Source organism: Psychromonas aquatilis (assembly GCF_038155185.1).
GTDB lineage: Bacteria > Pseudomonadota > Gammaproteobacteria > Enterobacterales > Psychromonadaceae > Psychromonas > Psychromonas aquatilis.
Map to the genome: position 1 here is coordinate 1 of NZ_JBAKAZ010000068.1, position 13,758 is coordinate 13,758.

Genomic DNA, 13,758 nt, shown 5'->3' on the forward strand with positions numbered 1-13,758 from the left:
TAAGTTATTTTAGCAAGTAAAATAGATCAGTTAATTAGTGTGATTGGTATAAAAAGTGCTTAAGCAGGAGTCTTTACCCTGCTATAAAAAATTTTAGGCACAAAAATAACAACATGCCAAAAAATATTGTTTTTAATAAGCTTTTAGTTATTAAGCTAATTATAACGCTGATGATAGCCGCAATCAGATAAACATTGTTAAGACTAAAATCAATTACACCTTCGGGCATTACTACGGCAGGAACAATGATCGCAGTTAATACTGCTGGTGGAACAAACTTTAAAGATTGCTGCATCCAAATAGGAAAACTAACTTTACCGGCAAAAGCAAACATCACAAAGCGAATACCAAAAGTGATAACAAACATACCGAATATTAACCAAAACTCATTCATACTTTTTCTCCTTGGTTAAGCGATACTTTTTGAAACTGAATAACAATTAAACCAGCGATAACACCGATTAACGCACTAATGATTAGACCTAGCTTATTGGGAAGGTGTGCGAAAAAGAGGGAGGAGATCGCTGCGCTTAACATTGCACTAAACATCGCTTTAGTATTAAGGTATGGAATAACCATTCCAATAAAAGTCACTGACATTGCAAACTCTAATCCCCAACTTGTCATATCAGGTATCACATTACCGAGTACTAAGCCTATTGCTGTTGCTCCGCCCCAACTAATGTAAAAGCTAAACATGGACCCTAGATAAAAGAAGTGTGCAAATTGATGATCATCCCCCAAAGGAGAGTTAGGTTGATAACGCTGACTCATGTTAGCAAAGGTTTCATCAGTTAAACCAAATGCTAATAGACTACGCCATGGCAGAGATAAATGACTTACATGTGGGACTAATGCCGTGGCATACAATAGATGACGAAGATTAACGACAAAGGTCGTTAATAAAATAACTTCTAACGGGGCTTGTACAGCAATCAGCGCCAAGACAATAAACTGCGCTGAACCAGCAAAAACAATTAATGACATGGCCATGGTGGCCCAAACGGATAATCCGCTACTAGGTGCTAATGTGCCAAATAGAATACCAAAAGGAATACCGCCAATAATGAGTGGTATCGCCGCTTTAGCACCCGCAATTATTTCCGTTTTTTTAAGTTGATTATGATTGATAATACTATTCCTAATAATGAGTCTTTAAATCTTTATGGTTTATTATTTTTAGTTAGGCACCGGTGAGTTTTTTACACTGCTTAGCATTCTATTATTAAGTCTCAATGATAAAATGAGCTTGTTAAGGCAAAAGAAATGAGCATTGGCATAATGACCCTATTATTGAAAATACTTATATTTGTCGGCTTTATAGGTAATTTTTCTGCCCATTGAAGCCTTGTACATTAAACCTCCGATAGCATAAATAAATATTGCTACTCCATCAACGTAATCTCCATATTGTTTTTTGAATCATTACTTCTCCCATATCTAGTCCCTTATCTACCAACTTTAGCTTGTACTCCTAATGCGATTGTTTGGGCTATGGTCGTATTTCTTAGACATTTTTATACACTTTACGTTTACCATAAGCGCCGATATCAATACCGCCTTTTCCTATTATTGAGAAAAGAGTTTAACCAGCTGCATTAGAGAATAAAGTTTGTATTGAGAGGAATAAGTCAGGCTAACTCATACTCATCAGAAAAGACTGAACTTGTGAATTAACAAGCTCCTATAAAGTACATCAGTCTCTTTATATCCAATACTATTTAGCGAGAGGCTAGATAATTTGGAGTATATTAAAATTGTAAGTGGGTTAACAGTATCAACCTAACTTAAAGGGGTAAAAGTTAGGTTGATTCGTGACCAATAGAACTGATGTTATTCCATAAAAATAGTTAACAGCTCATTTAAATATCGATGCCCTAACGCCGTTACTTGACAGTTTTCTTGGTTAACAGTTATCAAACCTTTTTTGATCGCTAATGCTAACTGCGTATCTAAAGTTTCTCGTGATAATCCAGTATAATCCTCAAATTCTGAGAAGGGGATAACTTCCATAAGACGTAGACGATTCATCATATATTCGAAAGTCAGGTCTTCTTTCTCAACAGTATTATATTGATCCATATAAGATCGAGTAGGATCAAGATAACCTTTAGGGTGTTTAATTTTTGTTGTGCGTAAAATTTTATTTTCTAGAGGTAATGATATTTTCCCATGGGCACCACAGCCAATACCTAAATAATCCCCAAAACGCCAATAATTTAAATTATGCTGACATTGCCAACCAGGACGACTATAACCAGATATTTCATATTGTTGATAACCATGTTCAGCGAGTAGTTTTACGCCAGCTTCTTGAATGCTCCACAGTGTTTCATCATCGGGTAACTTAGGAGGATGAGAAAAGTATTGAGTATTTGGCTCTATAGTTAATTGATACCAAGATAAATGCGTAGGATTAAGCGCGATCGCCGTGCTTAGATCGCTGATAGCATCTTCTAAACTTTGATCAGGTAAACCATGCATTAAGTCTAGATTAAAGGTTTTCATGCCCACATTATGTGCTTGTATTGCTGCCGTTTTAGCTTCTTCTACTCCATGAATGCGACCTAGTTTAGTTAATTTTTCTTGTTGGAAGCTTTGTACTCCAAAAGAAAAGCGATTGATCCCTGCACTTTTAAAGTCAGCAATTTTTTGGTTTTCAATCGCACCAGGGTTGGCCTCTAATGTTATTTCTATCTGTTCACTAAAAGGAATTAACTTTTCAATCTCCTGCAGTAGCCATTGAATGCCTGCTGCAGAGATTAAGCTTGGCGTTCCTCCTCCGATGAAGATGCTAAATAATGTTCGTCCTTGTACAAAATTTAAATCTTGCGTTAAATCATCAATAAGTGCATTTAAATACTCACGCTCAGGTATCTCTCCTTTTAATTTGTGAGAATTAAAATCGCAATAAGGGCATTTTTCAATACACCAAGGGATATGAACATATAAACTGAGCGGAGGAAGTTGTAGCATTAATTTTTTCCAAAACATAAAAGCGACCAATTAGGCCGCTTTAAAAATAGTAATAAGTTAACAGTCGGAGTGTATCCAGACTTTAGCCTGTAAGTTCTGCTTTTAAGATATTGACCAGTTGAGATAGTGCTTTACCACGATGGCTTAGTTCACTTTTACGTTGTTTAGTCAGTTGCGCCGATGTCATTTGCTCACCTTCAACCCAAAATACCGGATCATAACCAAACCCTTGTTCACCATTTTGAGTTTCAGTGATAACACCTTCCCAAGTACCTTGGCAAATAACCGGTGTTGGATCTAATGCATGACGCATATAAACGAGCACACATTGAAAACGTGCTTTTCGTTGTTCAGGGCTAATACCTTTAAGTTTTGATAGTAGCTTATCAATATTATCTTGATCGCTCGCATCTTCACCTGCATAACGTGCGGAATAAATACCTGGTTGGCCGTTGATAAAGTCAACTTCTAATCCAGAGTCATCGGCTATTGCTGGTAACCCAGTTAATTTCGATGCATGACGCGCTTTAATAATTGCGTTTTCAACAAAGGTGGTGCCTGTTTCTGGCACATCCGGAACATTGAATTGATTTTGTGGCAAAACCTCGATCGAGAAGCTATTTAATAACTCACTCATCTCTTTGACTTTACCTTGATTGCCAGTAGCCAATACCCATTTTTGCTTCATATTTATTCCTTATCCAGCATAAAAAATGCGGAAATTTAATCTTTTATAAGTTTATAATCTTTTTATTTATTAATAAGATATGAGCAAGAGACTGGTTGAGTTTAGTGCTTTTATCTCATTAAAAGTAAGTTAACGGTATTGCCGAAGTAGATAATACCTTCGCCTATTACTGTAGCAAGCTATGATTACGCCTTACTTTACTCTGTAAAAATAGGAGGTAGTTTTTTAGGCTGTTCCACACGTATCAATTTATGACGGCTTTGCGTGCCTTTTTCAATCACCACTGCACTTTTAGAAACACCAAATAATTTACTTAAATATTTAAGTAAATAAGCATTCGCTTTGCCATCAATGGGTGGTGCGGTTATTGCTATTTTTAGCTCATCTCCGTGAACACCCACTAATTTATCTCTGCTTGCTTTGGGTTGTAAATAAAGGCGAAGTAATAAAACATCGCCTTGATAGGTAAAAAATGTCTTCATAATTAGTAACTAGCTATTATTTTAAGTAGTTTACCCAAGTAATTGAGCAATAAACCCAAGCACTAATTTTTCAAAAAACTGTAATCCTAACAGTAATACTAACATTGATAGATCTAATCCACCCAGTGACGGAATAACACGACGAATAGGGCTTAATAGAGGTTCTGTTAATTGGATCATAACAGCTTCAATAGGGTGTCTACCTTGGCTAACCCAACTTAATACTGCACGAATCACTAATACCCAGAAAACTAAATTAAAGACAGCAGATAATAATACCAATAGCGCTTGAATAAGAATGGCGATAGGGACAACTGGGTAATTAAATACCATTGTTAATGTCAGTATTTTTGCAGCAGCTATTACTAAAGCAAATAGTAATGTCGCCACGTCCAAGCCACCAAATCCAGGAATGATTCGACGTAATGGTGCAACAACCGGCTGTGTTGCTTTTACAATAAATTGGCTGAATGGATTATAAAAATCCGCTCGGGCCAATTGTAACCATACGCGTAATAGAACCACCATGAGATACAGGTCAAATACGGTATCGATTAAAAAGTTAACTGCATTCATTTATTTCTACCTTTTATTGAATGATTATAGCAATGAGTTAGAATAATTTTTCCATTTCAGCACCGCGATCTGATGCAGCTTGCATCGCTTTGCCGACGATTTCTGGTAAGTTGAGTTCGTTAAAAGTACGGACGGCTTCAGCAGTTGTGCCACCTTTAGATATTACATTATTACGTAATGTTTCAAGATCTAAATGAGCATTTTGTTTAACCATTTCGGCACTACCAATAGCAGATTGTTGTACAAGTAAACGAGCATCTTCTTTGCTGAAGCCCATCTCCATTGCTTTCTTCTGCATTGATTCCATAAATAGGAAAAAGTAAGCAGGTGCTGATCCGGCTGCAGCAATCACTCCATTAATTTGTGATTCTTCTTCTACCCAAACAATTTCACCTACTGCACCCATTAGTTCGCTAGCAAAATCTTTATCTTGTGCAGATACTTGTTGCGATGCAAATAAACCTGTCATTCCTTTTTGTAATAGAGAAGGAGTGTTTGGCATAGTACGAATGACCGCTGTATTTTCACCTAATACAGATTGAAAACGTGTTACTGAAACACCTGCAGCAATAGAAATGACTAATTTATTAGTGAAATCAACGCCGCCATCTACTAATGCTTTACATACATCGGCCATCATTTGTGGTTTTACACCTAATACAATGACATCTGCCCATGATGCTGATTGGTTATTATCTTGGCTTGCTGTAATAGCAAGTTCATCAGCTAGTTTTTGCGTATTGGTTAAACTTGGTGCTGATGCGCAAATCAAGTTAGCTGGGTATCCACCTTTTACTAAACCATTAATAATACTGCCAGCCATGTTGCCAGCACCAATAAAAGTAATTTTCTTATCTTGCATTATGTTCTTCCTTTCTATTAATGTTTATCGTGCACCAAAAATATCAGTGCCAATTCGTACCATAGTACTACCACACTTAATGGCGCTTTCTAAATCACCACTCATCCCCATTGATAAGGTATCAATATCTGGATATTGCTGTTGTAGTTGTGTAAATATTTGATGCAATGTTAAAAACTGTTGTTCAACCACTTTCGGGTTATCACTTTTTTGTGGTATCGCCATAATGCCACGTAGTTTGAGTCGTGATAGTTGTTGAACCTGTGATGCTAATTCCATCACTTGTGACAAGGTTGTGCCCGATTTTGTTTCTTCTTCACTGATATTGATTTGTAAGCAAATATTCAGGTTTGGCATACCTTCAGGTCTTTGTTGATTAAGACGTTGTGCTATTTTTAGTCGGTCAACACTTTGTACCCAATCAAAGTTCTCTGCGACGGGGCGTGTTTTATTTGACTGTAGAGGACCAATAAAATACCAACAAATAGGCTTATCAAATTCAGGATCTAATTTAACCTGTTGTATTTTTTCAACACTTTCTTGAACATAGTTTTCCCCGAAGTGGGAGAGGCCTTGTTTGAATGCTTCTTTTATAAGTGAAACAGGTTTGGTTTTACTGACCGCTAATAGCTGAATCTTATCTTCACGCTGCGCTGCCAATGCCGCTTGTGCTATTTTGTTTTCAACCGCTAGAATATTGTTCTGTATGTTAATCATCTTATTCACATCAAATATAGTTTATAGGTATAACCAGCTTTTAGTGTAAAGCATAATAGATAAGATCAACACCTCTCTGTGCTCTTCTTCTATCTATTCAAGTGATAGTTTTTTGATTTAGATGGAAGTAAGGTCATTGATTTAAGAGGGAATGTTATGGAATTTCGAGCAAGCACTATTTTAAGTTATACAGGAGATAAAAATTGGTTATACTGAATCTCCAACACAGGAAACATCAATGAGTCATTAAATTGAAACGCAGTCATCTGAATCAAGTAAATAGAGGCTGAGAGTATGGCGGTTGATTGAAAAGTTTAATTCGTTTCATTGCTTTCAATAATACATCCTTGTGGTCACTTTTTATTAAGAAGGAAGAAGAATGATAGTTGTTATATCACCAGCGAAAACATTAGACTTTGAAAGCCCAGCGACGACCACTAAATTTACAGAAGCTAACCTATTAGCTGAAAGCCAAATTTTGATAAACCGTTGTCAAAAACTATCAATGCAAGATATTGCTTCATTGATGAAAGTAAGCGATAAAATTGCAGGATTAAATGTTGCGCGTTTTGCACAGTGGACAACCCCTTTTTCATTGGATAATGATGCGAAGCAATGTTTATTTGCTTTTAAAGGTGATGTTTATACTGGTTTAGAAGCAGAAACATTAAATGAAAGTACATTAGATTATACGCAAAAACATCTACGTATTCTTTCTGGATTATATGGTTTATTACGCCCATTAGATTTAATGTTAGCTTACCGTCTTGAAATGGGAACCCGTTTAGATAATGAACGTGGCACTAATCTGTATCAATTCTGGGGAAATTTAATCACTGAAGAGTTAAATAAACAACTCAGTGCTGAAAATAGTCAGTACTTAATTAATCTTGCCTCTAATGAGTACTTTAAAGCAGTAAAAACAAAGCAATTAAATGCTGAAGTGATTACTCCTATTTTTAAAGATCAAAAGAATGGTCAATATAAAGTAATTAGCTTTTACGCTAAGAAAGCGCGTGGGTTAATGGCACGTTATATTATGGAAAATGAAATAACAGATCTGGAGCAATTAAAAGCATTTAATATTGCAGGATATTATTTTGTAGAAGCGGCTTCAACGAAAACAGATTTAGTGTTTCAGCGTGACGAGCAGTAATTTTTGAAGTGACAGTCAAAGCCTAGCTTTTTTATAAAGCTAGGCTTTTTTATTTATAACGATTGTAAAAGTTTATTTAGTTTAACTGCTACGCCATCATCACGTGAAGATAAGGTTATTTCTGCTTCAGGTAGGGCATTTAATAAGTCATTTTGTGAGTTTTTCATTAAGATTGGTTTGCCCACACTTTTTAACATTTCAACATCATTCATACCATCACCAAATGCGATAGCTTGTGCTTCTGTTAAATTCATTTCTTTTAGCACGGCATTGACTGCGGCCCCTTTATTGGTATTTGCTTCCATTACTTCTAAACACATATCTAATGAGAAGGTGAGATTAACTTTTCCTGCAAATTGTTCATTGAGTATCTTATAAATGATATCTAGTTTCTCTCTCTCACCATAAAAGAATATTTTAATAGTGTTGCTTTTATCAATGCTTTTTAAATCACACTCTTGGCAGAAAAAGTCAGTATCAATACACATATCTTTTAGCTCTTGGCGTGAGAAATTTGCATACCAGTTGTGATCAGTGAATAAGTTAATTTGTACACTCGGATCAAAATCATAGTTACAAATGGTTGTCGCTATTTCTGTTGGCAAGTTTTGCTTGAGCATGATATTGCCTTTTGGATCATGAACGCGAGCACCATTGGAAGTAATTAAGTAAATTGGCTCACCTAAATCTTCTTGTATTCTTTTTGCTTCAATATAGTGTCGACCTGTGGCAATAACGAATTCTTTATCTGCCTTTTTCCAACTATCAACAGCTTGTTTGGTGGTCGTTGATACTTTGTGCATTGGGTTCAGTAGTGTTCCATCAAGATCTGAAATAGCGATTTTATACATAGCTGTATTACCTTGTTTGACATTGTTGAAAGAAATTTAATATTTTATTAAGTGCTGGAATTCTATATTGGTCTTGTTCCAATAATATTTCATGCTTTGCACCTTCTATGCGCAAGCATTCACTTTCTTGATCATCTTTAAGGTTGAGCATAAATTGCTGCTGACCTTTCTCTGTTACTATAGTGTCTGCACCAGCCTGAATTAATAATATGGGGATCTTTATCGCATTGGCATTTTTTACCGCTTTTTCGGTAGCGTATAAGCTTCTATTAATCCAACGCATTGTTGGCCCACCTAATTGTGTTTCTACCGCTTGTTCAAAGACATTAAATATAGCACTAAAGCGTTTCTTACTTGATGTTAATTCGTTTTGTTCGAATACACTTTTTTGATATTTACCTACCCTGGGTGCGTAACAGGCTAAGTCATTAAATACACTATAAGTCGTGTCACAAACAAAGCTAATGAATTTAGCAGCCCAAACAGGTATTTTTCCAGTATTAATAGAAAACATCGGGCTACAAAAAGCTGCTTTGTGAAATGGGTGAGCGTGCTTTTGTAAATACAAAGCGCTAATCGCAGCTCCCATTGAGTGTGCAAGTAAAAAACAGGCTTGATAATCTTGTTGCAACGATAATGAATTAATAAAAGTACGTAAATCCATGACATAGTCTTCAAACTCATGAACATGACCTCTATGGAGATCTCCACCTAAACGACTTGATGATCCTTGCCCGCGATGGTCAATTAAAAAAATATCGTAACCTTGTTTATTTAAATCAAAAGCAAGTTCTTTGTACTTTAACACAGATTCATTTCGTCCCTGGCAAATGACAATCGCTTGAGTATTGCCCGTTTTAATATGCACTGTATGAATGGAGCCACCACACTCACTATCGAATGTATTGATTGCGGCATGCTGCTGCCAAAACTGATGGATAGCAGTTGAAAAATTATTGCTTAATAAATCTTCAGTATTGAAATGATATTTATTGTTTAACATTGGCGTGCACTCCACTTACTTTTAATAAGTTTATCAGTTGAGATGGCCTAAATTATACCCATAATAGAAATAGAATAGGGGAGAGGGGAAATTAAGGTATAAAAAAACCACGCTAAAAAACGTGGTTTTAAAGGTTACTCACTAGAGTGAATGAAGGTTAAGCTAATTTTGCTTTAATAAATGCAATTACTTCTTCAATTTTCACTTCTTCTTTTTCGCCAGAAGCACGGTTTTTATATTCAATCACACCGTTATCAATACTACGGTCGCCAATCACTAATGTGTGTGGAATACCGATTAGCTCTGCATCTGCAAACATAATACCAGGACGCTCTTTACGATCGTCTAACAGCACTTCGATGCCTGCTGCTTGTAATTCCGCATAGTATTGCTCGGCTAAATCTGCAACACGGTGCGATTTTTTCATGTTCATTGGTACGATCACGACAGTGAAAGGCGCAATAACATCATTCCAGATAATACCGTTTTTATCATTGCTCTGTTCGATAGCAGCAGCAACAATACGTGAAATACCCACACCGTAACAACCCATAGTCATGACTTGATTCTTACCTTGTTGGTTTAATACTGCTGCATTCATTGCTTGCGCATAAGTATCACCTAATTGGAAGATATGACCAACTTCAATACCACGTGCAATAGAAAGCCTACCTTTACCACATGGGCTTAGATCGCCTTCAACAACATTACGTAAATCTGCCACTTGACCTAACTCTACATCACGGTTCCAGTTAATATTGAAGTAGTGTTTGTTATCAATATTAGCGCCAGCAGAGAAGTCACTCATTACTGCAACACTGCGATCCACAATAAATGGCATTGGTAATGAGACAGGGCCTAAAGAGCCAGGGCCTGCTTTAACTAACTCACGGATTTCAGATTCATGAGCAAAAGTTAATGGAGAAGCAACTTCAGCTAGGTTTTCCGCTTTTATTTCATTTAGCTCATGGTCACCACGAATAATCAGTGCCACTAAATCAGATTCACTCTCTTCAGAAGCTTTAACGATTAATGTTTTAACTGTTTTTTCAATGGCAATGTTGTGTTCAGAAACTAACTCAGCAATGGTTTTAGCATTAGGCGTATCGACTAACTCCATTTCAGCCGTTGCAGCTGCTAGTTCAACTTGTGGGCTGACAGCTTCAGCTTTTTCGATGTTGGCTGCATAGTCACTTTGATCAGAGAAAACAATCGCATCTTCACCGCTTTGTGCTAATACGTGGAATTCATGTGATGCACTACCACCGATACTACCTGTATCTGCAATAACTGCGCGGTACTCTAAGCCTAAACGATCGAAGATACGGCAATAAGCATCAAACATAATTTGATAAGTCTTTTCTAAACATTCTTGGTCAAGGTGGAAAGTGTAAGCATCTTTCATAATAAATTCACGAGTACGCATCACACCAAAACGAGGGCGTGTTTCATCACGGAATTTAGTTTGAATTTGGAATAGGTTAAGTGGCAACTGTTTATAGCTGTTCACTTCTTTACGTACTAACTCTGTGATAACTTCTTCATGAGTTGGTCCTAAAACAAAATCACGGTTATGACGGTCTTTAATACGTAATAATTCACCGCCGAATTTATCCCAACGGCCAGATTCTTGCCATAAGTCAGCAGGCTGTACAACTGGCATTGATATTTCAACAGATCCTGCTCGTTCCATCTCTTCACGTACAATGCGTTCAACTTTACGTAAAACACGTAAACCAGTGGGTAACCAAGTGTATAGACCTGAGGCCAGCTTTCGAATCATCCCTGCGCGTAACATCAGCTGGTGGCTGGCAATTACTGCATCACTTGGTGCTTCTTTTTGAGTAGATAATAAATAATTGGTAGTGCGCATGGTGATCCTTGTTGATAGTTCTCTATCGTATAGCGAATAGTAAGTTGGCTGATTTTAGCAGTCGATTGCTGTGGACTAAAGCATTGTTAGTTGATTTATGTAAATTTTATTGTGTTTTTGACTGAAAATTAGTTAGTTTTAGAAAAACAGAAGAGGAGTTGATATGCAACGTTATTTAAAAACACTAAAACATAGTTTAGCGATCATGTTAGTTTGTTTGTGCTTATTACTGATAAACACAGTCGTCAATGTAAACTTTTTCGGTATAGCTCCGCGAGAAACAAGCCATTTGTCCGGTATTTTATTTGCTCCTTTTTTACATGGAGACTGGTCACATCTATTAAGTAACTTCTTTCCTTTTATTATATTTTCTAGCTTAATTGGTTTGCATAGTGTTAAGCGATTTTGGGTTGTTTTCATTTTATCAATATTAACTACCGGGACATTAGTATGGTTATTTGCTCGAGGGCAAAGTATCCATATTGGTATGAGTGGCGTTGTTTATGCGATGTGGGGCTATCTCATTGTCTATGGCTTTAAAGAAAAGCATTTTAGAGACATTTTAATCTCTCTCGCCGTACTGTTAATTTACGGCGGGCTAGTTTTTGGTGTTTTACCAAGCTCAGCAAATATTTCCTATGAGAGTCATTTATTTGGCGCATTGGCTGGTGGCGCTATTGGCTACTTTCTATCGAAAAATAATAGAACAAAAGTTAACAAAGATCGCCTTAAATAGGAGCTATAGAGTGAACAGTGATGCTATTTTCTGAATGTTGCCACTTTATATTAAAGTCATATAAATGCATCGCGTAAATTTTATGGTCCACTTTTGATTTTTTGTAAGCAGGGCGAGGGTCTTGTTGTAACACTTCAATAATAAATTGTTGTAATGTTTTATACTCGATAGGTAACGCTTGTAATTGATCGATTGCCTGCGCTGAAAAAATGACGGACACCGAAATTGAAGGCGCGCTTTGTGCAAAACCAGCACTTGCTGAGGGGATTGAGTCAGCATATGGAATATAAGGTTTAATATCAACGATAGGGGTGCCGTCAACTAAGTCGATGTTACTTAATAAAAGAAATAGTTTTCCTTTACGTTGTTCTAGTCCATGGTATCTTACTAAAGATAACCCAATATTATTGGGACGGTTAGGGCTACGAGTTGCAAAAACACCAATACGCTTATTGCCACCCAACCGTGGTGGACGAACAGTCGGACTCCAAGTGTTCGATGTGTTTTGATGAAATTCAAAAACTAACCATAAGTGACTAAAGGTCTCTAATCCATCAAACGCATTAATATCATCATAGGGAGCGAGAATTTCTAATTCAGCTTTTGCACTAGGTACTAACCCTGGTTGTCTAGGCACTGCAAACTTTTCTTTATAAGGTGAATGCATCATCCCAATCACTGTATGTGTAAAATCAACCATCATTAACATCTACTTCAAGTGCTCTTCCATAACAAATAACATTACTTACGCAGGTTTCATCTTGTGGGAAGTTCAAGCAAGTTTGAAATACAATACCATTGGCCTTCATATCAGAAGCATTTATTCGCGCATTTGTTCTTGCTTCTTTTTCACTAGCAGGGAGGTCGTTACTTGCTTCTTGGCAACTGCTTCCTTCAACCGCACCTAATACAGTATATTCTTTATCTAATAATTCACTTTTATCGTAGATAGTTACCTGCGATGGCTTAAAGTAAGTCTCAATGTTTTGTTTACTGAGGTTAGACTCTACAGTGTAGTTGCTACAACCAGATATAAAGCCGATAAATGTTAAAACAAGAAGTCTCTTCATAGTTGTACTCTTTATTAATAGTAGGGAAATATAATGAATGGCATAATAACATCATTAAACAGCCCTGAAATAGAGAAGTGAAAATGAGTAAGTCAAAACCAGCAGTATTTTTAGATAGAGACGGTGTAATAAACAAAGATAATGGCTATGTATCAGAAATTGATGACTTTGAATTTTTAGAAGGTGCAATAGAAGCATGCATTGCATTAAAAGAAAAAGGTTACCTATTAGTTGTTGTTACAAACCAGTCAGGTATTGCACGTGGTCTATTCTCTGAAGAACAGTTTCATACATTAACTGAATGGATGGATTGGTCGATGGCTGATCGCGGAGTGGATTTAGATGGTATCTATTATTGCCCACATCACAGTGAAGCAGGAATTGGCGATTTCAAAATAGAGTGTGAATGTCGTAAACCAAAACCAGGTATGTTGAATAATGCCATTGATGATTTAAAAATAGATATCGAAAACTCAATTTTAGTGGGCGATAAGGTATCAGATATTCAAGCTGGTATTGCTGCAGGAGTAAAAACTAATTATTTAGTGCGTACTGGTAAAGCAATAACTGAAGAAGGTGAAACATTAGCAACAGCCGTTTTTGATGATTTAGCGGCAGTTGTTAAAAGTATTTAATAACTCTGTGGATAAGTTGCGTATTTTTGTGCGTAACTTGTGCTCAATATTGGTATAAAAATTAATTGCAAATAATCGCAATAAAACGCTTGCCAATGTGATCTGAATCCCTATAATGCGCATCCACAGACAC

General features: G+C 36.5%; 16 protein-coding genes. 3 read left to right on the forward strand and 13 right to left on the reverse strand.

Features of this window, described 5'->3' with window-relative positions:
- Window positions 1–73 precede the first annotated feature (73 nt).
- The 8 genes from V6256_RS13395 to V6256_RS13430 form a co-directional block, all read right to left on the reverse strand.
- The gene (locus V6256_RS13395; protein WP_341598732.1) at window positions 74–394 is read right to left on the reverse strand and encodes an AzlD domain-containing protein; all 321 of its coding nucleotides are present in this window, start codon (window positions 392–394) and stop codon (window positions 74–76) included.
- A complete protein-coding gene (locus V6256_RS13400) occupies window positions 391–1,149 on the reverse strand; it encodes an AzlC family ABC transporter permease (protein WP_341598746.1) in 759 nt (252 codons plus the stop codon). The genes V6256_RS13395 and V6256_RS13400 overlap by 4 nt, the downstream gene beginning before the upstream one ends.
- A 684-nt stretch (window positions 1,150–1,833) precedes the next feature.
- On the reverse strand, window positions 1,834–2,976 hold the full coding sequence (hemW, locus tag V6256_RS13405; RefSeq protein ID WP_341598747.1) for a radical SAM family heme chaperone HemW: 1,143 nt from the start codon (window positions 2,974–2,976) through the stop codon (window positions 1,834–1,836).
- Window positions 2,977–3,058: 82 nt separating this feature from the next.
- Window positions 3,059–3,664, reverse strand: a complete 606-nt coding sequence (locus V6256_RS13410) for an XTP/dITP diphosphatase (RefSeq protein ID WP_341598733.1) — start codon at window positions 3,662–3,664, stop codon at window positions 3,059–3,061.
- Between the two features lie 197 nt (window positions 3,665–3,861).
- Window positions 3,862–4,146 (reverse strand): DUF167 family protein YggU, encoded by a 285-nt coding sequence (yggU, locus tag V6256_RS13415; protein ID WP_341598734.1) that lies wholly within the window; start codon window positions 4,144–4,146, stop codon window positions 3,862–3,864.
- Between the two features lie 30 nt (window positions 4,147–4,176).
- Window positions 4,177–4,722, reverse strand: coding sequence for a YggT family protein (locus V6256_RS13420; protein ID WP_341598735.1), 546 nt, complete (start codon window positions 4,720–4,722; stop codon window positions 4,177–4,179).
- A 37-nt stretch (window positions 4,723–4,759) separates the two neighbouring features.
- Window positions 4,760–5,584 (reverse strand): pyrroline-5-carboxylate reductase, encoded by an 825-nt coding sequence (proC, locus tag V6256_RS13425; RefSeq protein WP_341598736.1) that lies wholly within the window; start codon window positions 5,582–5,584, stop codon window positions 4,760–4,762.
- Window positions 5,585–5,608: 24 nt separating this feature from the next.
- Window positions 5,609–6,301 carry a YggS family pyridoxal phosphate-dependent enzyme gene (locus V6256_RS13430; protein WP_341598737.1) on the reverse strand — a complete coding sequence of 231 codons (693 nt, stop codon included), beginning with the start codon at window positions 6,299–6,301 and terminating at the stop codon, window positions 5,609–5,611.
- Between the two features lie 379 nt (window positions 6,302–6,680).
- Here V6256_RS13430 and yaaA point away from each other — a divergent pair, with 379 nt between their 5' ends.
- Window positions 6,681–7,457 carry a peroxide stress protein YaaA gene (gene yaaA / locus V6256_RS13435; protein WP_341598738.1) on the forward strand — a complete coding sequence of 259 codons (777 nt, stop codon included), beginning with the start codon at window positions 6,681–6,683 and terminating at the stop codon, window positions 7,455–7,457.
- A 53-nt stretch (window positions 7,458–7,510) separates the two neighbouring features.
- Here yaaA and V6256_RS13440 read toward each other — a convergent pair whose 3' ends face one another.
- From V6256_RS13440 to V6256_RS13450, 3 genes are all read right to left on the reverse strand, one after another.
- On the reverse strand, window positions 7,511–8,308 hold the full coding sequence (locus tag V6256_RS13440) for a Cof-type HAD-IIB family hydrolase (protein WP_341598739.1): 798 nt from the start codon (window positions 8,306–8,308) through the stop codon (window positions 7,511–7,513).
- 7 nt (window positions 8,309–8,315) lie between these two features.
- Window positions 8,316–9,311, reverse strand: coding sequence for an alpha/beta fold hydrolase (locus V6256_RS13445; protein ID WP_341598740.1), 996 nt, complete (start codon window positions 9,309–9,311; stop codon window positions 8,316–8,318).
- A gap of 157 nt (window positions 9,312–9,468) precedes the next feature.
- Complete coding sequence (locus V6256_RS13450) at window positions 9,469–11,184, reverse strand: proline--tRNA ligase (protein WP_341598741.1); 1,716 nt, start codon at window positions 11,182–11,184, stop codon at window positions 9,469–9,471.
- Window positions 11,185–11,347: 163 nt separating this feature from the next.
- Here V6256_RS13450 and V6256_RS13455 point away from each other — a divergent pair, with 163 nt between their 5' ends.
- Window positions 11,348–11,920 (forward strand): rhomboid family intramembrane serine protease, encoded by a 573-nt coding sequence (locus tag V6256_RS13455; RefSeq protein ID WP_341598742.1) that lies wholly within the window; start codon window positions 11,348–11,350, stop codon window positions 11,918–11,920.
- Here the strand turns inward: V6256_RS13455 and tsaA are convergent.
- Together tsaA and rcsF are read right to left on the reverse strand one after the other, a co-directional pair.
- The gene (gene tsaA, locus V6256_RS13460) at window positions 11,913–12,623 is read right to left on the reverse strand and encodes a tRNA (N6-threonylcarbamoyladenosine(37)-N6)-methyltransferase TrmO (RefSeq protein WP_341598743.1); all 711 of its coding nucleotides are present in this window, start codon (window positions 12,621–12,623) and stop codon (window positions 11,913–11,915) included. The genes V6256_RS13455 and tsaA overlap by 8 nt on opposite strands.
- Window positions 12,613–12,990 carry an Rcs stress response system protein RcsF gene (gene rcsF / locus V6256_RS13465; RefSeq protein WP_341598744.1) on the reverse strand — a complete coding sequence of 126 codons (378 nt, stop codon included), beginning with the start codon at window positions 12,988–12,990 and terminating at the stop codon, window positions 12,613–12,615. Before rcsF ends, tsaA begins: the two co-directional genes overlap by 11 nt.
- Before the next feature lie 83 nt (window positions 12,991–13,073).
- Here rcsF and gmhB point away from each other — a divergent pair, with 83 nt between their 5' ends.
- Window positions 13,074–13,625 carry a D-glycero-beta-D-manno-heptose 1,7-bisphosphate 7-phosphatase gene (gene gmhB / locus V6256_RS13470; protein ID WP_341598745.1) on the forward strand — a complete coding sequence of 184 codons (552 nt, stop codon included), beginning with the start codon at window positions 13,074–13,076 and terminating at the stop codon, window positions 13,623–13,625.
- Window positions 13,626–13,758: the final 133 nt, after the last annotated feature.